Annotated in this window: 25 protein-coding genes and 1 pseudogene; 7 read left to right on the top strand and 19 right to left on the bottom strand. The window is 63.2% G+C overall.

Annotated elements, in window-relative coordinates; translation table 11 throughout:
- Nucleotides 1-1,452 (bottom strand): NADP-dependent phosphogluconate dehydrogenase, encoded by a 1,452-nt coding sequence (gene gndA, locus ACM5SV_RS25100; protein ID WP_171815688.1) that lies wholly within the window; start codon nt 1,450-1,452, stop codon nt 1-3.
- A 211-nt stretch (nt 1,453-1,663) separates the two neighbouring features.
- On the opposite strand from gndA, the gene ACM5SV_RS25095 reads away from it, so the two are divergent.
- From ACM5SV_RS25095 to ACM5SV_RS25085, 3 genes are all read left to right on the top strand, one after another.
- Nucleotides 1,664-2,455 carry a helix-turn-helix domain-containing protein gene (locus ACM5SV_RS25095; protein ID WP_222014935.1) on the top strand — a complete coding sequence of 264 codons (792 nt, stop codon included), beginning with the start codon at nt 1,664-1,666 and terminating at the stop codon, nt 2,453-2,455.
- Between the two features lie 70 nt (nt 2,456-2,525).
- Complete coding sequence (locus ACM5SV_RS25090; RefSeq protein ID WP_012757821.1) at nt 2,526-2,924, top strand: polyketide cyclase; 399 nt, start codon at nt 2,526-2,528, stop codon at nt 2,922-2,924.
- Complete coding sequence (locus tag ACM5SV_RS25085; RefSeq protein WP_003540467.1) at nt 2,925-3,287, top strand: VOC family protein; 363 nt, start codon at nt 2,925-2,927, stop codon at nt 3,285-3,287.
- Nucleotides 3,288-3,342: 55 nt separating this feature from the next.
- Here the strand turns inward: ACM5SV_RS25085 and ACM5SV_RS25080 are convergent, their stop codons facing one another.
- From ACM5SV_RS25080 to ACM5SV_RS25045, 8 genes are all read right to left on the bottom strand, one after another.
- Nucleotides 3,343-4,059 (bottom strand): PAS domain-containing protein, encoded by a 717-nt coding sequence (locus tag ACM5SV_RS25080; protein WP_012757822.1) that lies wholly within the window; start codon nt 4,057-4,059, stop codon nt 3,343-3,345.
- A 262-nt stretch (nt 4,060-4,321) separates the two neighbouring features.
- Nucleotides 4,322-5,257, bottom strand: a complete 936-nt coding sequence (locus ACM5SV_RS25075; protein ID WP_017988604.1) for a lipid A biosynthesis lauroyl acyltransferase — start codon at nt 5,255-5,257, stop codon at nt 4,322-4,324.
- 4 nt (nt 5,258-5,261) lie between these two features.
- Nucleotides 5,262-6,290: a zinc-binding dehydrogenase gene (locus tag ACM5SV_RS25070; protein WP_130668653.1), complete on the bottom strand. Its 1,029-nt coding sequence runs from the start codon at nt 6,288-6,290 to the stop codon at nt 5,262-5,264.
- Between the two features lie 56 nt (nt 6,291-6,346).
- On the bottom strand, nt 6,347-7,633 hold the full coding sequence (locus tag ACM5SV_RS25065) for a beta-ketoacyl-ACP synthase (RefSeq protein ID WP_221969614.1): 1,287 nt from the start codon (nt 7,631-7,633) through the stop codon (nt 6,347-6,349).
- A 12-nt stretch (nt 7,634-7,645) separates the two neighbouring features.
- The gene (locus ACM5SV_RS25060) at nt 7,646-8,851 is read right to left on the bottom strand and encodes a beta-ketoacyl-ACP synthase (protein WP_017994366.1); all 1,206 of its coding nucleotides are present in this window, start codon (nt 8,849-8,851) and stop codon (nt 7,646-7,648) included.
- Nucleotides 8,848-9,330, bottom strand: a complete 483-nt coding sequence (locus ACM5SV_RS25055) for a 3-hydroxyacyl-ACP dehydratase FabZ family protein (RefSeq protein ID WP_012757827.1) — start codon at nt 9,328-9,330, stop codon at nt 8,848-8,850. Before ACM5SV_RS25055 ends, ACM5SV_RS25060 begins: the two co-directional genes overlap by 4 nt.
- A gap of 203 nt (nt 9,331-9,533) precedes the next feature.
- On the bottom strand, nt 9,534-9,812 hold the full coding sequence (locus ACM5SV_RS25050; protein ID WP_003540486.1) for an acyl carrier protein: 279 nt from the start codon (nt 9,810-9,812) through the stop codon (nt 9,534-9,536).
- A gap of 52 nt (nt 9,813-9,864) precedes the next feature.
- Nucleotides 9,865-10,098, bottom strand: a complete 234-nt coding sequence (locus ACM5SV_RS25045) for a hypothetical protein (RefSeq protein WP_017994367.1) — start codon at nt 10,096-10,098, stop codon at nt 9,865-9,867.
- A 146-nt stretch (nt 10,099-10,244) separates the two neighbouring features.
- Here ACM5SV_RS25045 and ACM5SV_RS25040 point away from each other — a divergent pair, with 146 nt between their 5' ends.
- The gene (locus ACM5SV_RS25040) at nt 10,245-10,967 is read left to right on the top strand and encodes a Crp/Fnr family transcriptional regulator (protein ID WP_012757829.1); all 723 of its coding nucleotides are present in this window, start codon (nt 10,245-10,247) and stop codon (nt 10,965-10,967) included.
- 86 nt (nt 10,968-11,053) lie between these two features.
- Here ACM5SV_RS25040 and ACM5SV_RS25035 read toward each other — a convergent pair whose 3' ends face one another.
- The 8 genes from ACM5SV_RS25035 to ACM5SV_RS25000 all read right to left on the bottom strand — a co-directional run bounded on the left by ACM5SV_RS25035 (nt 11,054) and on the right by ACM5SV_RS25000 (nt 17,687).
- Complete coding sequence (locus ACM5SV_RS25035; protein WP_012757830.1) at nt 11,054-11,482, bottom strand: L,D-transpeptidase; 429 nt, start codon at nt 11,480-11,482, stop codon at nt 11,054-11,056.
- A 139-nt stretch (nt 11,483-11,621) separates the two neighbouring features.
- A complete protein-coding gene (locus ACM5SV_RS25030) occupies nt 11,622-11,822 on the bottom strand; it encodes an ECs_2282 family putative zinc-binding protein (protein WP_222014937.1) in 201 nt (66 codons plus the stop codon).
- A 93-nt stretch (nt 11,823-11,915) separates the two neighbouring features.
- A complete protein-coding gene (cbiB, locus tag ACM5SV_RS25025) occupies nt 11,916-12,896 on the bottom strand; it encodes an adenosylcobinamide-phosphate synthase CbiB (protein WP_222014939.1) in 981 nt (326 codons plus the stop codon).
- Nucleotides 12,893-13,915 (bottom strand): threonine-phosphate decarboxylase CobD, encoded by a 1,023-nt coding sequence (gene cobD / locus ACM5SV_RS25020; RefSeq protein WP_222014941.1) that lies wholly within the window; start codon nt 13,913-13,915, stop codon nt 12,893-12,895. The genes cbiB and cobD overlap by 4 nt, the downstream gene beginning before the upstream one ends.
- The gene (locus ACM5SV_RS25015) at nt 13,912-15,222 is read right to left on the bottom strand and encodes a cobyrinate a,c-diamide synthase (protein ID WP_221969609.1); all 1,311 of its coding nucleotides are present in this window, start codon (nt 15,220-15,222) and stop codon (nt 13,912-13,914) included. Before ACM5SV_RS25015 ends, cobD begins: the two co-directional genes overlap by 4 nt.
- Nucleotides 15,219-16,058 (bottom strand): uroporphyrinogen-III C-methyltransferase, encoded by an 840-nt coding sequence (gene cobA / locus ACM5SV_RS25010; RefSeq protein ID WP_419425440.1) that lies wholly within the window; start codon nt 16,056-16,058, stop codon nt 15,219-15,221. The genes ACM5SV_RS25015 and cobA overlap by 4 nt, the downstream gene beginning before the upstream one ends.
- A 185-nt stretch (nt 16,059-16,243) precedes the next feature.
- Nucleotides 16,244-17,197: a nucleoside hydrolase gene (locus tag ACM5SV_RS25005; RefSeq protein WP_012757836.1), complete on the bottom strand. Its 954-nt coding sequence runs from the start codon at nt 17,195-17,197 to the stop codon at nt 16,244-16,246.
- A gap of 70 nt (nt 17,198-17,267) precedes the next feature.
- Nucleotides 17,268-17,687: a cobalamin biosynthesis protein gene (locus ACM5SV_RS25000; protein ID WP_026157385.1), complete on the bottom strand. Its 420-nt coding sequence runs from the start codon at nt 17,685-17,687 to the stop codon at nt 17,268-17,270.
- Between the two features lie 100 nt (nt 17,688-17,787).
- On the opposite strand from ACM5SV_RS25000, the pseudogene ACM5SV_RS24995 reads away from it, so the two are divergent.
- From ACM5SV_RS24995 to ACM5SV_RS24985, 3 genes and pseudogenes are all read left to right on the top strand, one after another.
- Nucleotides 17,788-18,054 (top strand): annotated as a pseudogene (locus tag ACM5SV_RS24995) (TSUP family transporter); the annotation flags it as partial.
- Between the two features lie 51 nt (nt 18,055-18,105).
- Nucleotides 18,106-18,519, top strand: a complete 414-nt coding sequence (locus ACM5SV_RS24990) for a nuclear transport factor 2 family protein (protein WP_017988609.1) — start codon at nt 18,106-18,108, stop codon at nt 18,517-18,519.
- Complete coding sequence (locus tag ACM5SV_RS24985; RefSeq protein WP_017994374.1) at nt 18,519-19,313, top strand: helix-turn-helix domain-containing protein; 795 nt, start codon at nt 18,519-18,521, stop codon at nt 19,311-19,313. The genes ACM5SV_RS24990 and ACM5SV_RS24985 overlap by 1 nt, the downstream gene beginning before the upstream one ends.
- A 5-nt stretch (nt 19,314-19,318) precedes the next feature.
- Here the strand turns inward: ACM5SV_RS24985 and cobO are convergent, their stop codons facing one another.
- Entirely contained in the window at nt 19,319-19,969 is a 651-nt protein-coding gene (gene cobO / locus ACM5SV_RS24980) for a cob(I)yrinic acid a,c-diamide adenosyltransferase (protein ID WP_017994375.1), read from the bottom strand.
- A partial coding sequence (cobN, locus tag ACM5SV_RS24975) for a cobaltochelatase subunit CobN (RefSeq protein WP_419425439.1) occupies nt 19,966-23,524 on the bottom strand: 3,559 nt, incomplete at its 5' end. The genes cobN and cobO, both read right to left, overlap by 4 nt.

Genomic DNA, 23,524 nt, shown 5'->3' with positions numbered 1-23,524 from the left:
TCAGAAGGTCGAGGCACCGCTGCCCCAGGGGCCGTGGTGGAAATCCCTACCATCAAGGCGGTCGAAGCCGTGGGCGCCGAAGAAGTCGCGCTGTGCCTGGATGAGGTTTGCCGTTCCCCTGCCCTGGCGATAGGCGTCGAAATAGGTCAGCGCCGAGGTCAGCGCCGGCACCGGCAGGCCGGCGGCAATCGCGGCACCGACGACACGGCGCAGCGCCGGGACCGATTCCTTGACCATGTCGGAGAAGGCTGGCGTGACGATGAGGTTTGCAGCATCAGGCGCCTTGGTAAAGGCCGAGGTGATCTCGTCGAGGAACTGCGAGCGGATGATGCAGCCGGCACGCCAGATCCTGGCAATCGTCGGCATCGGCAGTGACCAGTTGAACTCGCGCGACGCTTCCGCCATCACCGCGAAGCCCTGCGCATAGGCGCCGATCTTGGCGGCAAACAGCGCCAGTTCGAGATCCTTGTTGAGCTCGGGGCCGTAAGCGATCGGGAAGGACACGGCCTGCGTCCCGAAGATCTTTTCGGCGGCTTCGCGCTGCGATTTCATCGAGGAGAGGCTGCGGGCGGCGACCGCGGCTTCGATCGCCGTTGCCGGAATGCCCATGTTCTGCGCCTCGATCGCCGACCACTTGCCGGTACCCTTCTGGCCGGCCTTGTCGAGGATCATATCGACCATCGGCCCGCCGGAAACCGGATCGGTTGCGGCAAGCACCTTCTCGGAGATTTCGATCAGGTAGGAGTTCAGCCGGCCCTTGTTCCATTCGCCGAAGATGCCGGAGATTTCGGAGGCACTCTTGCCGAGGCCGTCGCGCAGGATGCCGTAGATTTCGGCGATCATCTGCATGTCGGCATATTCGATGCCGTTGTGGATGGTCTTGACGAAATGGCCGGCGCCGTCATTGCCGAGCCAGGCGACGCAGGGCTCGTCATTGTAACGGGCGGCAATCGAGGTCAGCACCTTCTCGACGCGCTTCCAGGACTCTTCAGTGCCGCCGACCATGATCGACGGGCCGTGGCGCGCACCTTCTTCGCCGCCGGAAACACCCATGCCGATGAAGGTCAGATCGGTATTCTTCAGCCGATCGAAGCGGGCGACGGTGTCGCGGAAATTGGCGTTGCCGGCATCGATCATGATGTCGCCCTTGGAGAGATGCGGGCGCAGCAGCTCCATCTGCTGGTCGACGGGCTCGCCCGCCTTGATCATGATGATGATCGGGCGCGGCGGCCGGATCGCATCGACGAATTCCTCGATGGTCTTGCAAGGAATGATCTGCTTCTTCAGATCGCCGGCGCTTTCGTAGAATTCGTCGGTTTTCTCCGGCGTGCGGTTGAAGACCGCGATTTTATTGCCTTTCTCCGCGATGTTGAGCGCCAGGTTGGAGCCCATGACCGCAAGGCCGATCAGTCCGATTTCTGCCTTTTCCACGACAAACCTCCGATGTGTCATTTGGACCGGTGTTGTGGCACTGTCTCGGTCAAACGGCAAGTCTCGCAAGGGTCTAATCGGTTCGCAAAAGCCAATGAAATGAAGCTTGCAATATCGCCGCTTGTCCGACAACCCGCCGGCTGGCGCCCAGTCCGGAAGCCCTGAGTTTTTCGTGCGCCCTGCCCGCAATGCCCTATCTCATGTTATCATCAGGGCATCGGGAGATATCACATTGTCATCGGGAAGACGAAAAGATACGGCTCTCCTGGCGGCCCGCGCCGGCCAGTACCGCGAGGCTATGCCGCCGCCGGCGCTGCGACGCCATTTCAGCCGCCTCTGGTCGCATGCGCTGCATGACGGACCGCCGGCAATGGTGGCGATCGTGCCGGACGGCTATTGCGACCTGCTCTGGATCGACGGCCGGCTGGTCGTCGCCGGCCCTGACCGGACAGCGGCCTTTCCCGTCATCCGGCCGGGCGCGACTGTCATCGGCGCACGTTTTGCGCCCGGCGCCGCAGCACCCTGGCTGAAAACGCCGCTCTCGGCACTGGTCGGGTGCTCGGTGCCCCTTGCTGACATCGGCCGAAAGGACACCGCCGAATTCGAAGCGCGGCTTGCGGATTGTCTCGACCCCCCGGCCGCCACGGCGCTGTTTAGCCGCCTGCTCGAAGAGACCGCGCGCGATGAGGAGGAGCCAGCCCGCGACGCCGCCATGATCTTCGCCGCCGCCGACAATGCTCGCCCGGTGTCCGGCCTGCTCGACCGCCTCGGCATGAGTGAAAGGCAGCTGCGCCGCCGCTGCCACCACCATTTCGGCTACGGCGCAAAGACGCTGGAACGGATTCGCCGGTTCCAGCGTTTCCTCGACCTCTGCCGCAGGTCGGGCGCTATGCCGCTTGCCCGCCTTGCGCTCGAAGCGGGCTTTGCCGACCAGCCCCACATGACACGCGAGGTCGGCGAGCTCTCGACGCTGACACCTGCCGTCATTCTCGGCCAGCTCAGCATACGGCAAAGAGCCGATTGACCGTTTTGTTCAAGACGCTGCTGGCCGGTCTGTTATTCTGACGAAACCAAATGCCAGGGACCTGCAAGCCATGTCGACAATGCCCGCGAAAATCCTACACCTGTCGATAGAGCGCGACTGGCGCGACGTCTATGACTTCGCCGGCAAGCCAGAGAACATGCCGCTCTGGGCCTCCGGCCTTGCGACCGGCTTAGAGACTCACGGCGCCGACTGGATCGCCCACGGCGCTCTCGGCAGCGTCAAGGTGAGTTTCGTTCCTGCCAATGAATTCGGCGTGATCGACCATACGGTGACGATCGAATCCGGCCTCAGGGTTTATAATGCTCTGCGCATCGTGCCGAACGGCGATGGCTGCGAGGTCATGTTCACGCTGCTGCGCCTACCCGGCATGACCGACACACAGTTTTCCGCCGATGCCGCCCATGTCGAGAAGGATCTCGCCATGCTGAAAGCCCTGATGGAGAGATAGATGGCCGAGAAGACAGAAAACCACGACCGCCGCATCGACTATGTCGAATTCAACGTCGCCGACATCGCCGCCGCCAAAGCCTTTTACGGCTCGGCCTTCGGCTGGCGCTTCACCGATTACGGCCCCAATTATTGCGAATTCGACGATGGCCGGTTGAAGGGCGGCTTTTCCGATTTCGGACCGGTGCGGCCGGGCGGCGGCCCGCTCGTCGTCGTCTATGCCAGTGATCTGGAAGAAGTGCTGACCTCAGTCGAAAGAGCCGGCGGCACGATCTGCCGGCCGATCACCGATTTTCCCGGCGGCCGTCGCTTCCACTTCCTCGACCGCGATGGTTACGAGCTCGCCGTCTGGGCGGCTGCTTAGCCAGACTGCCCGAGGCAGCCGAGTTGGTCAGGCTGCCTAAGGCTGCCGACCTAGATCAGGCAGTCTGCGACAGCCGATCGAGATCTTCCATGACGAGCAGGGCGCCGATCACCGTACCGCCCGCATCGCGCAGCGGCGACATGCGACAGCGCACCTGCCGCGATTTGCCGCTGCCCGCCGAGCGCTCATAGGAATAGTCGATCTGTTCGCCGGCAAAACAGGCGTCGAGCTTATGCTTGGCGCATTCGGCAAACCGCTCCTCGCCGATGAATTCGGAAAGGTGACGGCCGATGAGCTCCATCGGCTTCCTGTTGAGATGGGCGCTGTTGGCTGGATTGGAATAGAGGTAGCGATAGTCCCTTGTCAGCACCGCCACGCGATCCGGCAGGCTTTCCAGGATTACCGCGTTGAGGAACTGGCCATTGTCGGTATCAGGCACATAGGCTGGCGGCGGCTCGATGCGCACATCCTGCGGCGAAGGCACGCGCCAGTCCGGCCCATGTGCCCCGAAATAGCGGTCGAGCAGGTAGGAAAGCACCGACGTGTGCTCCGTGACGCTGGCGCTGTCGTCGGCATCCTGGCTGATCAGATGGCTCACAAACTGTAGCTGCATGTAGACTTCGAGCAGATTGACTGCCCGGTAGGCGAGGATTGCCTCGACCAGCGGCTCGACATGGCGGTCGAGCGCCGTGACACGTTGATCGTCGCCCAGGCGTATGGCTTCCTCGATTTGCACGCAACGCAAGGAAAAAGCTCGAAAAAGCTCCAGCAAGACGCCTCCACTCCCATTGTCCCAAGAGACGAGTCCGAAACCTCACATGGCTGCATTTCCCAAAAATGCGCCTTCCGGTAGACATTATTCGCGTCTTGGTGGTGACGGGTAACATGAAGTGCCCTCAGATTCAATCCGAGAGCACCTGCCGCTTTTCACCGCTGATAAATGGGGGTGGACCTTTTTTAGAGTATGATGCCGAAAAGTGTCAGCGGTTTTCGGGCGACATCATGCTCCAACTATTATTCTGGAGCATCCTATTCTAAGGCGCGAGCGTCTGCTTGATCTGCCAGCGGTCGTGATACCAGAGCCACTGTTCCGGATATTCCCGCACCCAGCTTTCCACCTTGTCGTTGAGCAGCTGGGCGGCGGCCGGCAGGTCGAGGTTGCCCTTGGCATCGCGCGGCATATCCAGCCGCGGCTCGATTTCCAGCCGGTAGCGATTTCCGGGCAGCCGGATGCAGCGCGCCGGATAGACTTCGCAGTCGAACTGGCGCACCAGCTTCGGCAGCAGCGGATTGGTCTTGACGTCGCGCCCGAAGAAGGTGCCCTTCAGCCCCTTGCGGAATTTCTGGTCCACCAGCACGCCCACGCCCTGGCCTGCTTCCAGCTGACGGGCGAGCGCGAAAGACGAGCCTGCGTGCGAGGGCACCAGCTTGCCCATGCGGGCGCTCCGGAAGTCGAACACCTTCTTGGCGACATAAGGATTATTCGGCGGCCGAAAGAGCACGGTGACGGTGAGCCCGAAGGCGGCACCCGCCACCGGCAGCAGCTCAAAATTGGCGGTATGGCCCGTAAAGACGATGAAGGGGCGCGGATTGTCGCGCAGGTCGAGAAAAATCGGGACGCCCGACACCTCCACCCTGCCCGGCTCCGACTTTTCAGGATCATAGTCGAACAGCTGATCGAGGAAGACGTATTCGGCCGCAAGCCGGCCCATATTGCCCCAGCTGGCGAGCGCGATCTCCTCGATCTCGGCCTCGCTCTTCTCGGGAAAAGCGTTGCGCAGATTGGTCAGCATCAGTCTGTGGCGGCTGGTCAGCCGGCCGAGGCGTCGCATCATCCTGTCGGCAAAGCGGATCGCGCCATCGGCCGGAAACAGCTTCAGGAAATTCATGAAGCCGAACATCAGCTGAGCCACCAGCCATTGCTGGAAATTCCTGAGCGCCAGAACGATCCGGGTGATGAACAGCTTCACGCGGTCAATCCATCTTCAGGATGATCTTGCCGAAGATCTGGCGCGATTCCATCCGCTCCAGCGCCCGGTCGATATCGCTGAAGCTGACCTCGGTATCGATGACGGGATGGACGAGCCCCCGGCCCATCTTCTGCATCGCATTCGCCATGTTCTCCATGCGGCAACCGAAGGAGCCAAACAGCTTCAGCTGCTGCTGGAACAGCATCATCAGGTTCATCTCAGTGGAAACACCCGAGGTAGAGCCGCAGGTGACGAGGCGCCCGCCGCGCTTCATGCAGAGCATCGAGCCTGCCCAGGTATCCTTGCCGACATGTTCGAAAACGACGTCGACGCCCTTCTTCTTGGTGAGCTTGCGCACCACGCCTTCGAAACGGTCGGTGCGGTAGTTGATAACGTGATCGGCGCCGAGCGCCTTGGCCCTCTCGATCTTGTCGTCCGAACCAACCGTGGTGATGACGGTGCAGCCGATCTTCTTGGCAAGCTGGATCGCCGCCGTGCCGATGCCGGAGCCGCCGGCATGGACGAGGATCGTCTCGCCCGGCTCAAGCTTGGCATTGTCGAACAGCATGTGCTCGACCGTGCCGAAAGTGACCGGAGCAAGCGCCGCGCCGATCGCGTCGACGCCGGGAGGAGCCGGCACCAGCAGGCGCGCCGGCAGGTTGACCTTCTCCTGCGCAAAGCCGTCGAGATGGAAGCCGTGCACGCCCGAGACATGTTCGCAGAGATTGTCGCGGCCTTCGCGGCAGGGGCGGCAGAGGCCGCAGGTGCGCGCGCCGTAGATGGAGACGAGCTGGCCCGGCAGCACGTTGGCGACGCCCGGCCCGATCGATTCCACCACGCCGGAGGCTTCCGCACCGATGACCAGCGGCATCTTGCGCTTGGCGAATGCCATACCGCGCCAGCCCCAGACGTCGATATGGTTGAGCGCCACCGCCTTGACGCGCAGCGTCACCTCGCCGGCACCAGGAGCGTCCGGCTCCGGCAGGTCGGTGATCTCAAGCTTGCGGTCATCGATCAGTTGCAAAGCGCGCATGGCAAAATCCCTCGCCTTCAAGACGGTCTTCTTGTTTTGAAATTGTCGCGAACCGCTTAAGCCGGTTCGAGCGCCATGACAAGGCTGGCATTCTGCCCGCCGAAGCCGAACGAGTTGGAAAGCACGGCTGAAACCTGGGCTTCCCGCTTCTTGTTCGGCACGACATCGAGAACAATCGACGGATCGGGGTTGTTGTAATTGATCGTCGGCGGCAGCGTTCCGGTCAGCATCGTCTGCAGCGAGAACACCGCCTCGACGGCGCCCGCCGCCGTCAGCGTATGGCCGATCATCGACTTGTTGGACGACACCGGAATGCCGACGAGCCGATCGCCGAACACGGCCGACATCGCGCCATACTCCATCTTGTCGTTCTCCGGCGTCGAGGTGCCGTGCGCATTGATGTAGCCGATGCCGCTCTCGTCGATGCCGGCATCGGCTAGGGCCGCGCGGATCGTCGCGATTGCCGGGCCGCCATCGGGCGACGACCGGGTGCGGTGGAAGCTGTCGGCCTTGTCGCCGGCGCCCTTCATGATGCCGAGCACCTTGGCGCCGCGGGCGACCGCTGATTCCAGCGATTCCAGCACCAGCGTCGCCGCGCCTTCGGCGATGACGAAGCCGTCGCGATCCTTGCTGAACGGCTTGGAAGCCTTGGTCGGCGGATCGTTCTGTGTCGAAAGAGCTGACAGCAACGAGAAGCGGATCAGCGCTTCGGCACTCAGCGATCCATCGGTCGCGACCGTCAGTGCGCGATCGGTGCGGCCTTGGCGGATCGCCTCGATGCCGAGCTGGATCGCCGTGACGCCGGAGGCGCAGGCGGTCGACAGCGTGACGGGAAGGCCGCGGGTGCCGAACCGGTCGGCAAGGCGCTCGGAAATCGCACCGAACAGGGCCGCCTCATGGAAGGCCGGATCCGGACGCTGGCGCAGCGCCGTCAGGAAGCGCTCATAGGCATCCCCCGGATGGTCGGAAGCCGGCGAACGGTCGGCAAGCTCGAAGCGCGCACTCCACTCCGGCTCGATCGGCGGGGCGGCGAGGAATAGCGGGCCGTTGAAATCGCCGGAAAGGCCGGCGTCGGCGAGCGCCTCGATCGTCGTTTCGCGGGCGAAGGCATAGGAGCGCTCGACGGCGTTCGGCACCGGAATGCCGATGAAATCGACGGTGCCGGCGATCCGCGTCGACAGGCCCTCGGTCGGGAAGCGGTTGATCTCGTGGATGCCCGATGTGCCGGAGGTAAGGGCTGCCCAGTTGTCACTGAGGCCCTGGCCGAGCGAAGTGATGATGCCCATGCCGGTTACGGCGACGATCGGACGGCCGAGATGATCCTGGTAAGCGGAAGCTGTCATATCTCTCACTCCTCACGCATCTGCGGAAAGAACGGCAACGCCCTCGCCGCGCTGGTGTCCGACCATGGTCACGACGGCGGCGGTGACCCCTGCCCGCATCGGCGCCTCATGGGCGGCGTCGAATGGCGGAACCTTGGCCTTGCCGTCGACGGCAAGGGCGGCGAGCGCAAGACCCAGCGTAAACTGCGTCTCGATCGTATGGCCGGTGACGCCGCCGAAGCCGCGGATCGCAACGTCCGGCAATTGATGCTCGAGCACCGCCCGCTCGCGGGCGGCAAGATCGTGCATGCCGGTCGATCCGGAAAAGATCGCCGTGCTTTCAGTGGCAAGCCCGGCAGCCGGCGCCAAAAGCCGCTCCAGCCGGACTTCGAGATTGCCGGAATTGCGATTGCCGCGGTCGCCCTCGACTGCATCGATGACGGCATAGATATGGGCGCCGCGGGCTTCGGCGTGTTTGCGCGATTCCAGCACCAGGAAGGCGCCTGCCGAACCGGTGATCATGCCGCCGCCGTCGCTCGGCCTGCGCGACCAGAGCGGCACCCAGTCGCCGCGCGCATGAGCGCCGATCGCCTCGGTGAGCAGGATCATGTCGGGCCGTTCGGCCGCGAAGGCGCCTCCAACAAGTGCATGTGAGGATTCGCCTGATTTGATGCGGTAGAAGGCGGTCTCGACGGCGGATATGCCGGCTGCTTCCTCGCCCATGAAGGTACGCGACGAGCCGGTGACCTTGTGCACGATCGAGATATTGCCGGCGAGCAGGTTGGAAAGCTGGGCGAGGAACAGCGTCGGCCTCAGCTCGGTCGTCAGCTTCTCGTTGAGCAGCAACTCGCGGTCATTGCGCTTCAGCGCCTCGTCGACGATCAGCGTGTCGACATTGATGTCGCGCTCGCCGCCGCCGGCCGCCACGATCATGTCCATCGTGCCGCAGGCCTCGATATCGTCCTTGAAACCGGCATCGTCGAGCGCAAGGCCGGCGGCGAAGACGCCGATGCGCTGCCAGTTCTCCATCTGGCGTTGATCGCCGCGCTTGGCGATCTGCTGCGACCAGTCGATCTCGGGCAGCGGATGCACCGGATAGGGCTTGAACTTTTCGGTCTCGACGATCGCTTTGGGCGCACTGGCGGCCGAAAGCAGCGCGATATGCGCATCCTTGCCAACGCCCTGACAGGTGACGATGCCGATGCCCGAGATGACGACGTCGTTTGCAGCCTTGCTCATCCAATCACTCCCTGCGCCGCGATCGCCTCGAGAAGCCCGATCTCGCCGGCACGTTTCTTCACGATATCGCCGAGCGGCACCTCGGAAAACGGCATGGTGCGCAGTTTCAGCTGCGCATCGCAGACCTTCTTGCCGCCGCTGGTGATTCTAGCCTTGGTGACCGCGAAACCCGAACCGTCATGCTCGAGCACCGCCTCGATGTCGAGCACGGCTTCCGGTTCGACGAAGGTGCGCATCTTGGCGCCGTCGACCGTCATCAGGAAGGGCATGGCGGCAAAATTGGTGACGGCAAGCACCAGCATGCCGGAGGCCTGGGCCATGGTCTCGATCAGCAGCACGCCGGGAACGAGCGGCATGCCGGGAAAATGACCCTCGAAGACGGGGCTCTTCGCCGGCACGACGGATCGCGCCTTAAGCGTGCCCTTCTTCAGGTCCACCGCTTCGACGCGGTCAATCATCTGGAAATATTCCAGCAGCATTCGGATCCTCCGGCCCGACAGGCCAGATCCGCCCGCCGGTGACGCCTAAAGCGCGTCTGGTTCGCACTTTAGGTCTTTGTTTTATGCATGCCGTTGTCCCAAAACCGCTGCGCACTTTTGGCCGGCATGCACTAGTTAGGAACGAAACCGCCCGGCCGCCATATTCACGGCGGCAGGGCGTTCAAAAAAGACTGTTATATCGCTCAGGCCTTGGCTGCTTTGAGCTCGTCGATCTTGGCGCAGAGGTTCTTCAGCACGAAGTATTCTTCGGTGGAAACCTTGCCTTCGTTGACTTCCTGCGTCCACTTTTCGAGCGGGATCTTGATGCCGAATTCCTTGTCGATCGCAAAGACGATGTCGAGGAAATCGAGGCTGTCGATACCGAGGTCGTCGATCGTATGGCTCTCCGGCGTGATCGTCGCGCGGTCGATCTCGCTGGTTTCTGCAATAATGTCGGCAACTTTATCGAATGTAGCGGTCACGCGCTGTACCTCATGAAATGACGATTTAAACCCCCTCATAGGCAAATCCATTTCAAAAGCCAATGCTTTCGTCCCGGCGTTGCGGCAATTTGCCGGCTGGGTGTTGCCTAAACAGCAATGGAATGCCGGCCTTTGCCGTCACCCAGGGCGCGAGGCGACGCTGCTGCAGAAAACCCGTCTCGCCGGCGAGGGCGAAGAAGCCGTCCGAATCAAACCCGCGGACGGCCTCGTCTCGACGCCGCACTTCCAATAACAGCCAGGGCACGCAAACTTTGATCTGGATCAAATCGCGATCCGGCCAAAATTGATAATCATCAAGCCGCGCTGGAAGAAATCGGGATAGCCGAACCCGCAATCGCGGCGTAATCGTCTAGGGTATGCCCGGCATGCGCAGCCACACCCGGCACACGCGGATTTCGAAGGGATCAGGACATGGACGTCGCACGCAGTGAGGTTTCCGACGCCGGCACTCTCGCCGCCTGCCGTTCCTGCCAGGCGCGGCACGGCGTCGTCTGCGGCGCGCTGTCGAGCAGCCAGCTCCGGGAGCTTGGCCGCCACTCGCTGCGCCGCAAGGTCGATGCCGGCAGCGAGATCATCGCTCAAGGCTCGGAAAGCTCCTTCTATTCGAACATCATGCGCGGGGTGGTAAAGCTCTGCAAGGTGATGCCGGACGGGCGCCAGCAGATCGTCGGCCTGCAATTCGCCCCCGATTTCGTCGGCAGGCCATTCGTGCGTGAAAGCACGCTGTCGGCCGAGGCTGCGACCGATTCCGAAATCTGCGTCTTCCCGCGCAACCTGCTCGACCGCATGATATCGGCGACGCCGGAACTACAGCGCAGCCTGCACGATCAGGCGCTGAAGGAGTTGGATGCCGCGCGCGAATGGATGCTGACGCTCGGCCGACGCACCGCCGAAGAGAAGGTCGCAAGCCTGCTCCACCTCATCGCCACCCATGCCGAACCGCAAACGGCCACAAGCACCGCCTTCGACCTGCCACTATCCCGCGCCGAGATCGCCGATTTCCTCGGTCTGACGATCGAAACCGTCAGCCGCCAGATGACCAGGCTGCGCAAGAGCGGCGTCATTCGCATCGAGAACTTCCGACGTATCATCGTCCCCGACATGGATGAGCTGGAGAGGATGATCAGCGCGTAAACTGGGATCAGCTGCCGATTTCGGGTCAGGCGCTGATCTGAGATCAGCGCATAAAAGGGATCAGCTGTCGATTTGCTGATCCGAGATCAGCGCGTAATGACCACGCGGGTATTGGCAAGGCCGGCCTGCCGCGTCAGCGAGAAGAATTGGGCGGCATTGTCGGGATGCAGGCGAACACAGCCATGCGAGGCCGGCCGGCCCAGGCGCTTCAGGTCGAAAGTGGCGTGAACGGCGTAACCGCCGTTGAAGAACACGGCGTACGGCATCGGCGCATTGTCGTATTTGCGCGAGCGATGATCGCGCGACAGCCACTTGGCGCTCCACGAACCGGTTGGCGTGACATAGCCGTTGCGCGCGGTCGAAACCTTCCAGCGGTACTTGACGAAGCCGTTCTCGGAAACGGTCATCGTTTGCTTGCCGATGCTGATATTGGCGACCAGCGTTGCTGCCTGAGCGGCAACGGGAGAAAACTGCAGCAATAAACTTGCGGCCGCAGCCGCCAAAACCCGCCTCATGATACCCTCTTATCGCCTTGGCGCAGTTTAATTGCGCCCCCACGAAAGAGAGACTACGGCAATACTTATTATATTGCTTTAATCCGAATGGTAATCACAACTCTAACGGCGCATGGCAGCAAGCGGGTGCGCCGCAGGCTTACTGAAGCTTACGCTTCGCCCCAAATTGATTGAGCTGCTGGTAGGCCTTGTTCATCTTCTCGCGGATCGAGGCCATGGTGCCGAGATTATGGCCGCAGGCGGCACAGGTGATGATGTCGGTCTCCCGGATCTCGGGACGCTCGAACTTCATCTTGGTGCTCTTGCACATCGGGCACGGTAATTCAACCTGAACTGTCATCACTCTGCTTCCGGTCTGGTGGAGGTAGGAGGCGTTTCGCATAAACGTTTGAGTGGGAGCTGTCTACCGAGGCGTGGTCGTACCGTGCCGCCTCTACAGAAAACACAAGAAAAGCCCGAACGTCACACCGGCGAGCACCATGCAGCTGGCATAAAACACCGATACGCCGTCCTCGATGTCGCCCGAGGTCGCCACGTCGCGGCCGGCGTCGTTGATCATCGGTTCACGCACGATGACGCCGCCATAGATGCGCGGGCCGGCGAGCTGGACGTTCAGCGCGCCTGCCATGGCCGCCTCCGGCCTGCCGGAGTTCGGCGAACGGTGCAGGGCCCCGTCGCGCATCGCCACGCGGATCGCCTCACGGCCGGCGCTTGTTCCCCGCCGGATCCAGGCTCCGGCGGCAATCAGCAGGATGGAGAGGCGCGCGGCCGGCCAGTTGGCGACATCGTCGAGCCGAGCGGCCGCCCAGCCGAAGTCGATGTATTTTTCCGACTTATGGCCGATCATCGAATCCGCCGTGTTCAGCATCTTGTAGGCGAAAAGCCCCGGCAGGCCGAAGACTGCATACCAGAGCGCCGGTGCGACGACGCCGTCGGAGAAATTCTCGGCAAGGCTTTCGATCGCCGCGCGGCAGACGGCAGGCTCGTCCAGCGTCTCGGGATCGCGCCCGACGATGCGGGAAACGGCGGTCCGCCCGCCGGCAAGCCCCTCGTCGCGTAGCGCGACGGCGACGGCCGCGACGTGATCGGCAAGGCTTTTCTGCGCCAGGAAGATCGCCACCAGCCCGGTCTCCAGCAAGATGCCGACAAGGCCGAACAGCGCGAAGAACCGGTTGAACACGAAGCCTGCGGCCACCGCCAAAAGAAGCAGCGCCAGGATGGCAGCGACGCCGTTCATCCGGCGTTGCGACCCCGTGAGGCTTGCGGGATTGAGCTGCCGGTCGGCACAGGAGATCGCCGCGCCGAACATGACGACGGGATGCGGCACCCGCAACCACAGCCATTGTGGATCGCCGGCGATCCGGTCGAGCAGCAGCGCCAAAAGCAGCACGAGAAGGTTTTGGTCGATCGTCATCGCTTAGATCTCTGAAGGGCTTCGCCAAGCCGCCTGTCCGCCGCCGGATCGGGAGCAAGCCCGAAACGCAACCAATCCGGCGCATTATCGAACTTGCGGACGAGAATATGATGCTGGCAGAGATATGTGTAAATGTCGCTCGCCCTGGCGTCATTGACAAGGGTAAACAGCGCCGTGCCCCCTGCTATCCGCAACCCGGCACCATCCAGCGCCGTATGCAGGCCGATGCTGCGCTCCTCGATGCGGCTGTGGATCGGAGAAACGTCCGAACGCAGCAGCGAAGCGGCCAGCGAAAGCGCCGGGCCGGAGACGGCCCAGGGGCCGAGCCAATCCTCGAAGCGTTCGAGAATATTCTCCCCCGCAATCGCAAAGCCGAGCCGCAGGCCGGCAAGCCCGAAGAACTTGCCGAAGGAGCGAAAGATCACCAGATTGGAAAGCTGCGGCGCACGGGATGCAAGGCTCAGCGCCGGATTTGTATCACCGAAGGCCTCATCGACGACAAGAAACCCGTTTGCAGCCTTTATCCTGTCGTGCACGGCGACCAGCGTTTCGGCCGGCCATATCCGCCCATCCGGATTGTTCGGATTGACGACGACGGCCAGCCGATGCGCGGCTCCGATCGCGGCAACATCGTTGACCGCATCGACGGCAAAACCGGCCGAGGTGAAGGCACGCGCATATTCACCGTAAGTCGGCGACACCACAGCGATCCTATCGTCCGTCACGGCGATGCGTTCATCCGCGCCGACCAACCGCGGCAAAAGCTGAATGACCGATTGCGTACCGGGCACGGGCAGCGGCAGAATCTCGCCGCTGCCGTAATGGTCGCGCGCTGCAAACCTTGCCGCGTCGACCAAATGCCTGTCCGGCAGGCGGTGCCAAGCCCGTGCAGGAATCTCCGGCAGGGCGACGGGGCACGGATTGATGCCGGTGGAAAGATCGAGCCAATCTTCCGGCCTGCCGCCGAAAGCGGTGGCAGCGGCGGTGATGCCGCCGCCATGGACGATCGGTGCGCTCATGCAGCCGTTGCTCCGGCCAGATCGATCAGATGCATGTAGGACCCCGCCACCTGCCCGCACCGGAGCCCGGCTGCACCCAGATCGGTCCCGAGCGCATCCTGCACCTGAAAAAGCCGCTTGCCCTCGCCCTCGGAGACGACGCTGGAATAGTGGAATTCATGGGCCGTCATCATCCGCGCGAAGAAGGCGCCGTCGAGCGGCACGACACGGCGATAGCCGAGATGGCGCGTTCGCTCGGCATAGCTGGTAACGACCGGCAGCAGGCCGAGCATCTGATGGCGCTTGCCCTCCGCATCGATCAGCCCGTCGCCGAGCACCATATAGCCGCCGCACTCGCCGTAAATCCTGACGCCGCGCGCCGTCGCGTCGAGCATGCCGGCGCGGAAATTCTGCGCCTCTGCGAGCCGTCCGGCGTGCAACTCAGGATAACCGCCAGGCAGATAGATCGCATCGGCGTCGTTAGCTGGTGCCTCGTCGGCAAGCGGCGAGAAGAAGGAGATCGCAGCACCCCGGCGACGCCAGCCGAGCAGCATATGCTCGTAGGAAAAGGCAAAGGCGACATCGCGCGCCACGGCGATGCGTGCGCCCAGCGGCGGCAACCGGTCGATATTGGCGGCCGACGGCCGGTTGAGCCCTTGCTTCGCAATGCGTAGCAGAAATTCGAAATTGCATTCCTCGGAGACCGCATCCGCTGCATGGTCGATGAAATTGTCGAGCGTCGCATGTTCGCCGGCCTGGACGAGGCCGAGATGGCGTTCCGGCAGGGAAAGCGCCTTGTCGTTGCCGATGACGGCGATGACAGGCATGCGGATAGCCTCCAGCGCCTGTCGCAGCATAGCTTCATGCCGGTCACTGCCGACCTTGTTGAGGATGACACCGGCAACGCGGACATCGGCGCGGAAGCCGGCAAAACCGGCAACCAGCGGCGCCACCGACTGCGACATGCGGGAGGCGTCGACGACGAGCACCACGGAAAGCCCGAGCTGAGCGGCGAGATCGGCCGCCGTTCCCTTTCCGTCGGCCGCGCCGTCGAAAAGCCCCATCATTGCCTCGATGACAAGGATACGGTCGCCGGAGCGGTGAAGGGCGCCATTGGCCGAGATTAGCTCCGGGCGCATCGCCCAGGGATCGAAATTCAGGCAGAGCGTGCCGCTTGCGGCCGCATGAAAGGCGGGGTCGATATAGTCGGGGCCAGCCTTGCCGGGCGCGACCGCGACGCCGCGCCGGCGCAGCGCACGGAGCAGCCCGAGCGTCACCGTCGTCTTGCCGGCGCCGGAGGAAGGGGCTGCGATCAGGAGGCCGCTCATGCCCGCACCTTGCCGGACCGGCGGAATGGATCGGGTTGCAGGCGCCGCCCCGCGAGCGCACCAAGCCAGTCGAGTGAAGCTCGGAGCCGGACCTCCTCACCGACGACGACCACCGCCGGCGGCTCCAGCCCGGAGACAGCGACGGCCTCAGTCGCCTCCCCGAGCGTCGTTTCCAGCACCTGCTGCCGGCCAGTGGCAGCATTGCAGATGAAGGCAACGGGCTCCGACGGCAGCCGGCCTGCGGCGATCAGCCGGGCGCTGATCTCGCCGATATGCTTCATCGCCATGTACATGACGATGACGGGCGAGCCCTGGCCAATCGCCTCCCAGTTGATCCTGTCGGGCACGATGCCGGACAAATCATGGCCTGTAAGGAAGGTCACGGCATGGTTGATGTCGCGATGCGTCACCGGGATGCCGGCATAGGCGAGTCCGCCGATACCGGCGGTGATGCCGGGCACGATGCGGAAGGGAATGTTGTGTTCGGCCAGCGTCAACGCCTCCTCACCGCCGCGCCCGAACACGAAGGGATCGCCGCCCTTCAGCCGCAGCACCCGCTTGCCGGCGCGCGCCAGCTCCACCAGCCGCAACGAAATGTCGCGCTGTTTCGCCGAAGGCTTACCGCCGCGCTTGCCGGCATATTCCACCAGCGTTTCCGGCCGCGCCAGCGCCAGGCATTCCTCGTTGACCAGCGCGTCGTGGACGATGACGTCGGCCTCGAAAAGCCCCTTGGCGGCGAGCAGCGTCAAAAGCCCGGGATCGCCGGGACCGGCGCCGACGAGCCAGACGCTGCCCGGCTCAAGCACCGGAAGATGGGAGAATGCGGCATCGATCATCCTGCTGATCTAGGCCCCGCAAAGGGCAAGGTCAACGCCGCGCCCATCACCTCACTTGAAGTTGCTAAGACGACCATGACTCACTTTGCAAAGAGGCGGATTCGAATTCTCGAAAAACCGGCACAACAATATGAATATATTATCATATATCGAAAGCCGGCGCGATGCGCCGGCTCACCCATCCCTCAGGCTGCAAGCAGCGTGTTGCGGATGAGGTCGAGGACCTTCTCCGATTCAATACCGGTGCAGACGACCTGGCTCGGCAGGCCATCCCAAGCGCCGTCAGGCGGAAAACGCCGCCCATCCGGCCTGACGATCGTCTGACCATCGGCGATGCCGCCGCAGACGACGCGCACCGCCCCCGATATCGACGAGAACAGCTCCGGCACCACGACATAGACGCAGGCGCAACTGTCATGCACCATCATGCCGTCTTCGACCGCGTGCTTGTAGAAATCGATGTAGGACTGCGAGAGTGCGTCGAGCTGCTTCACCGCCTTGTCACCCCTAGCCGCCATCTCGCCGAGATAGCTGCGGCTCATCGTGGTGATCGCGGTGACGTCGAGGCCGATGACGGCGACCTTCCAGGGCGCGGTCATGACGATGTCGGCAGCTTCGGGATCACCGTGGATATTGGCCTCGGCGACCGGCGAGACATTGCCCGGCACATAGAAATTGCCGCCCATGATGACGACGTCCTTGGCCAGCGTCGCAATCTCGGGATCTTCCTTCAGCGCCAGCGCCAGATTGGTCATTCGGCCAACGGCGACGAGTCGCACTTCGCCCGGATGAGCGCGCACCGTGTCGATGATAAAGCGATGCGCCGGGCGCGGATCGAGCGGCAGGTCGATCGTCTCGGGCACATCGATATCGCCGAGGCCGTTCTCGCCATGCACCATGGCCGGCCACGGCCGCTCCGCGCGCGCGGAATCGATGGTGACGCTGGCGCCTTTGGAAACGGGTGCCGCAATATTCCATTCGCGCTTGAGGAAGAGCGCATTGCGCGTCGTCGTCTCGACCGAGGCGTTGCCGAAGACCGTGGTGATGCCGAGGAGGTCGATTTCGGGATGACGATGCAGAAACAGAAGCGCCATGGCGTCATCGACGCCAGGGTCAGTGTCGTAGATGACCTTGTGCATGAGATATCCTCTAGATGTGAACCGTGAAGCTGCCGAACGGCGCTGCGAATTGGCGCCACCATAACGTCCACTAGGCTTTCTGCAACCCGCTGCGGGCAACTGCCGCCGTCGCATGTGCAGATTTGATCTTGGCGACAGCAAGCTCGGCATCCGGCCCCGCAGCCGCCAGCGCAGCTGCCTCGGAGACCCCATGGCAGCCGACGCGGGCAAAGACGATCGCAGAAGGATTCGCCAGTCGCGGCGTCTCCTCCTCGAGCCGCAGCGCGCCGAAAAACACGGCGGGCACGGAAAAATGCGCGGCAACGGCAAGGATCGCGGGCTCCAGTCTTCGGCTGTCGATCGAGGCAATGGCTGTGAGTTCCGCCGCGCTTATAGCGACTGCGTCGAGCGCCTCGATCGCAAGCGCCAGCATCTCGGCAGGCGGCGTGCCGCGCTCGCAGCCGAGCCCGAGCACGTGGCGCCTCGCCGTATCGAAAGAGATATCGCTCATGGAAACCGTCAAATACGCCCTGCCCATGTCTTTGCAGCCATTGCAGCTTGGGGCGGCAAATGCAACAAGGCCGTTCGAAATCCCTGCCCGGAAAACCACCTTGCCCGATATCGCCTTCCATCTGCTTCTGCTGCTCTGCGCCGTGGCTTTCTTTGCCGGGTTGGTCGATTCCATTGCCGGCGGCGGCGGCCTCATCACCGTCCCCATCATGCTGATCGCGGGCATTCCGCCGCTCCAGACCCTCGGCACCAACAAGGTGCAGTCCCCATTCGGCGCGGCCTCGGCCACGATCACCTATACCCGCAAGGGCCATGTGCAGCTTGCGGAACAACTGCCGATGGCGCTGATGGCTGTCATGGGCGGTTCGACCATCTTCCATTACCTCTGGCGTAATTGATAGGGTGCATCGCCTTCCCGCATGATCGGACTGCCTGGAACTGACGGGCGATCAAAAGGAGATGACCCGATGAACGACGCAAACACCAACGCAGAGCGCTATCTCGCCATCTGGAACGAGACGGATGCCGCTCGCCGTCGCGCTCTCATCGCCGAGAGCTGGAGCAAAGCCGCCACCTATATCGACCCACTGATGCGCGGCGAAGGCCATGAGCAGATCAATTCGCTGGTCGAGGCGGTACAAAGCCGCTTCCCCGGCTTCCGCTTCGCCCTGATCGGCGCGGCCGACGGCTACGGCGACAACCTGCGCTTCTCCTGGGGCCTCGGCCCGGAAAACGGCGATGCGCTAATCAAGGGCACGGATTTCGCCGAACTCGAAGGCGGCAAGCTGAAATCCGTCCGCGGTTTCATAGATTTGCTGCCGGAAGCCGCCTGATGACGCCGACCGCCCGCTCCCTTGGAGACCATCTGCGCGAATGGCGCCAGCGCCGCCGCATGAGCCAGCTCAACCTCGCGCTGGAGGCGGAGATCTCGCAGCGGCATCTGAGCTTCATCGAGAGCGGGCGCTCGACACCGAGCCGCGACATGCTGCTGCATCTTGCCGAACGGCTCGACGTACCCCTTCGCGATCGGAACCCGCTGCTGCTCGCGGCGGGTTTCGCTCCTGTTTTTGCCGAACGCGCACTCGACGATCCCGCATTGGAACCGGCTCGTCGCGCCATCGACATGGTGTTGAAAGGGCACGAGCCCTTCCCAGCAATCGCTGTCGACCGCCATTGGACACTCATCGCGGCCAATGCGGCCATCGCTCCGCTGCTCTCAGCCGTTTCCGACCAGTCTCTGCTCACGCCACCCGTCAACGTACTGCGCCTCAGCCTGCATCCACAAGGATTGGCGCCCCATATCAAAAACCTTTCCGAGTGGCGCGCCCACCTTATCGGCAGGCTGCGCCAGCAGTTCTCGGCTTCGGGCGATCCAATGTTGGACAAGCTTTTAAAGGAGTTGCTGTCCTATCCGGCGCCTAAAACTGCTGGCGAGGTCCACACCGACTACGCCGGCATCGCCGTTCCCCTTCAGCTTTCGAGCAAGGCCGGCTTGCTTTCCCTGATCTCGACGACGACTGTGTTCGGCACGCCCGTCGAAATCACTTTGTCGGAACTCGCGGTCGAATCCTTCTTCCCGGCGGATGAGGAAACGGCTGCCATCCTGCGCAGCCTCGCGCTCAACTGACCGCCTCAGAACTCCACGCCCGGTTGACCCTTGATGCCGGAGCGGAAGGGGTGTTTGACGAGTTCCATCTCGGTCACCAGATCGGCGATTTCGATCAATTCTTCCTTGGCGTTGCGCCCCGTCAGCACGACATGCGTCATATGGGGCTTCTCGCTCTTCAGAAAAGCGACGACTTCGTTGATGTCGAGATAGTCGTAGCGCAACGCTATGTTGATTTCGTCGAGCAACACCATGGAGTTGCTTTCATCGCGGATCAGTTCCTTGGCCTTTTCCCAGGCGGCCGACGCTGCCGCGACATCGCGGGCGCGGTCCTGCGTCTCCCAGGTGAAGCCCTCGCCCATCGTGTGGAACTGGCAGAGATCGGAGAAATGCTTCTCGATCAGGTCGCGCTCGCCGGTCCACATCGCGCCCTTGATGAACTGCACGACAGCCGACGGCTTGCCATGGGCGATGTGGCGGAAGATCATCCCAAAGGCAGACGAGGACTTGCCCTTGCCCTTGCCGGTATGGACGATGATCAAGCCCTTGCCGTCCGTCTTGGTCGCCATGATCTTGTCGCGCGCGGCCTTCTTCTTCGCCATCTTCTCGGCATGGCGCGCGCCGTCCTTGCCAACTCCGCCTTCTGCGATCTCGCTATCAGGGGTCTCGTCGCTCATTGGGTCACCTCATTCTGTTGTGTAGCAGCCAGGTCAAACCGGGCCGAATTGCTGCGCGGCGTCCAGAGGCTGCGATCGATCGCCTCCAGCAGCCGCTCTCTCATCTCGTCGAATGCTGCCGGGTTCTTCTCGATCATGAAGCCGGCGACGGCGGGATTGGCGACGAAGGCCTGATAGACGGCCTCGAAGTGATGTTCGCCGACCGCCCCCGTCGTCGCCGAAAAGGCGAAGAGATAATCGACGGTGGCGGCGATCTCGGCAGCGCCCTTGTAGCCGTGGCGCATGACGCCTGATATCCATTTCGGATTGACGACGCGCCCGCGCACGACGCGGCCGATCTCCTCTTCCAGCGAGCGGATCAACGGCTTTTCCGGCCTGGAATGATCGTTGTGATAGATCGAGGGGCGCGCGCCTGCGAGCTGTTCGGCCGCCGCCGCCATACCGCCCTCGAACTGGTAATAGTCGTCGCTGTCGAGCAGGTCGTGCTCGCGATTGTCCTGGTTCTGAATCACAGCTTGCACCGAGCGCAGCCGCTCCTCGAACAAGCCGCGTTCGGCCTTGCCCTCTTCGCCAGCACCATAGGCATAGCTGCCCCAGACGAGATAGGCCTCGGCGAGATCGGCGCGCCGCTCCCAGCCCTTCTCGTCGATCAGCGCCTGCAGGCCGGCGCCGTAAGCGCCAGGTTTCGAGCCGAACACACGGTAGCCCGCCCGGCGTTTTGCCGAGACTTCGTCCAGGCCGGCGGCACCAAGCCTTGCCGCCTCGCCGCGCATGCGCGTTGCGATCGGATTGTCGGCCTCGTCCTCTTCAAGCGCTCCGACGGCGCGGATCGCCTTGTCGAACAGCGCGATCTGCTCGGGAAAGGCATCGCGGAAGAAGCCGGAAATGCGGAGGGTCACGTCAACACGCGGCCGCCCGAGCATCGCCGGCGGAATGATCTCGTAGCCGGTGACGCGGCGCGAACTCATGTCCCACAGCGGCTTGACGCCGATCAGCGCCAGCGCCTGGGCGATATCGTCGCCGCCGGTCCGCATGTTTGACGTGCCCCAAGCCGTCAGCCCGAAGGAAACAGGCCACTCGCCGTGATCCTGCACATAGCGGCGCACCAGCAGTTCCGCGGATTTCTTGCCGAGTTCGTAGGCCGCCGGCGTCGGCACGGCGCGGCTGTCGACCGAATAGAAATTGCGGCCCGTCGGCAAGACGTCAGGCCGCCCGCGTGTAGGTGCGCCAGAGGGGCCGGGCGCGACGAAGTGGCCGTCGAGCCCGTTGAGTAGACCGTGAATTTCGGCGGGGCCGCAGGCGAGGATGGAGGGCTTGAGGCGGGTTTCGATCTCGGAGAGGACTGGATGCGTCGCCTTCCAGTCTCCGGGGCATTCGATTTCACCGGACACGAATTTCGCCGCCAGCAGTTCGATACGCTCGACGGTGTCTCCGTTGGTTCGCCAGGGGGCATCGAGAATATCTGCGAGAATATCAGAACGCGGGCCGGTCCAGACGGCGGCCATGTCACAATCGAGAGGGTCGAAGATGGAGGCGCCCCCCTCTGTCCTGCCGGACATCTCCCCCACAAGGGAGGAGATCGAGGATGAGAGGCCTCGCTCAATCTCATGCGTCGAATGTACGGCATCTTCAAACGGTTCTTTTTCGGGAAACCCAAGCGACTTGCCGATCTCCCCCCTTGTGGGGGAGATGTCCGGCAGGACAGAGGGGGGTATCCCCCGCACGCCGCCACCCAATCCAGCATCCGCCGCAATCGCCCGCTGCAAACTCGCATCCCCGCCCTCGCCGAGCCCGCGCGGCACCCGCGCCAGAGCCACGGTGAGGTCGGTCAGCAACCGCCCCTCGGGCGAAACGCCGAACACATGCAGTCCATCTCGGATCTGCATTTCCTTAAGGTCGCAGAGGTAGGCGTCGAGCTTCTTCAGCGCCTCGCCCTCGCTTTCGCCCTTCGCAATCCCGGCATCCCGGTCGAGGCCGATATCGGTCACGAGATCGAGGATCTGCCGGCTGAGCAGACGGATACGGCGGGGATCGCTGCCCGAGGCTTCGTAATATTCGTCGACCAGCGCCTCCAGATCCTTGAGCGGTCCGTAGCTCTCGGCCCGCGTCAAGGGCGGCGTCAGGTGGTCGATGATGACGGCGGCAGTGCGGCGCTTGGCCTGCGTGCCCTCGCCCGGATCGTTGACGATAAAGGGATAGAGATGCGGCAGCGGCCCGAGGATCGCCTCGGGATAACAGCTTTCAGACAACGCCAGCGCCTTGCCGGGCAGCCATTCGAGATTGCCGTGTTTGCCCATATGGATGACGGCATGGGCACCGAACTCGCGGCGCAGGAAAGCATAGAAGGCGAGATAACCGTGCGGCGGCACGAGATCCGGCGAATGATAACTTTCCTTCGGATCGATATTATAGCCGCGCGCCGGCTGGATGCCGACAAGCACCTCGTCGAAACGGGCAAAAGGCAGGGCGAAGACGCCCTCGCGAAAATACGGATCGTCTTGCGGATTGCCCCAGCGGGCTCTCACCTCATCTTGAATCTTATCGGGAAGAGATTCCAGGAAGCTGTTGTACAGACTCAGAGAAAGCGTCTCGCGGATGATCTTTCCGTCATGACCGGAATTGGTCGGCCCTTCCATCAGGTGGCGGATCAGCGCGTCGCCGTCGGCGGGAATATCGGCGACCGGGTATCCCGCCAATCGCATGGCGCGAAGCACCTCGATGGTGCCGGCCGGCGTATCCAAGCCGACGCCGTTGCCAAGTCGGCCGTTCCGGTTCGGGTAGTTCGCCATGACGAGCGCGATGCGCCGGTCGCGCGCCGATGTCTTCCGCAGCCGCGCCCAATTGGCGGCAAGCTCCGCCGTATAGCGCACCCGGCCGGCATCGGCCTGGCTGGCGACGATATTCGTCTCGACCAGCGCATCGTAGCGCGCCGCCGTCTTGAAGGAGACCGCCCGCGCCAGCACCCGGCCATCCACCTCGGGAAGCGCCACGTTCATGCCGAGATCGCGCGCCGACAGGCCTTGCGAGGACGCCGCCCATGCCTCCCTCGACGAGGCCGACAGGATCGCCTGCAGCACGATCGCCTCACTCGCCTCCAGCACCGTCGCCTGCCGGTCCGCACCCGGTGCGGAGACGGCAAAACCCGTCGTATTGATGACGACATCAGGTTTCAGTGCCGAAAACACGCTTTCGAGAATGCCTGTCGAGACAGGATCCTTGAGGCTGTAGGCAAAGACCGGCAGCGGCCGGAGGCCGAGTGTCATCAGCGCTTCGATCAGAGCTTCGATCGGCCCGGTCTCGCCGCTTTGGACGAGCGCGCGGTAGAAGCTGATGGCGACGATGGGTTGCGATCCTGCGTCTGCCGCCGAGTTCGGGATACCCCCCTCAGTCCTGCCTGACATCTCCCCCACAAGGGGGGAGATCAGGGATGAGAGGCCTCGCTCCATCCCATGCGCCGAAGGTGTTGCGGCATTTTCAAACGGTTCTTTTGCGGGAAGCCCGTGCGACTTACCGATCTCCCCCCTTGTGGGGGAGATGTCCGGCAGGACAGAGGGG

This window comes from Rhizobium sp. CRRU65 (assembly GCF_048551595.1).
GTDB classification, from domain to species: Bacteria; Pseudomonadota; Alphaproteobacteria; order Rhizobiales; family Rhizobiaceae; genus Rhizobium; species Rhizobium leguminosarum_J.
The sequence above is the reverse complement of the archived record's forward strand: the minus strand, read 5'-3'. Positions and strand labels throughout refer to the sequence as shown.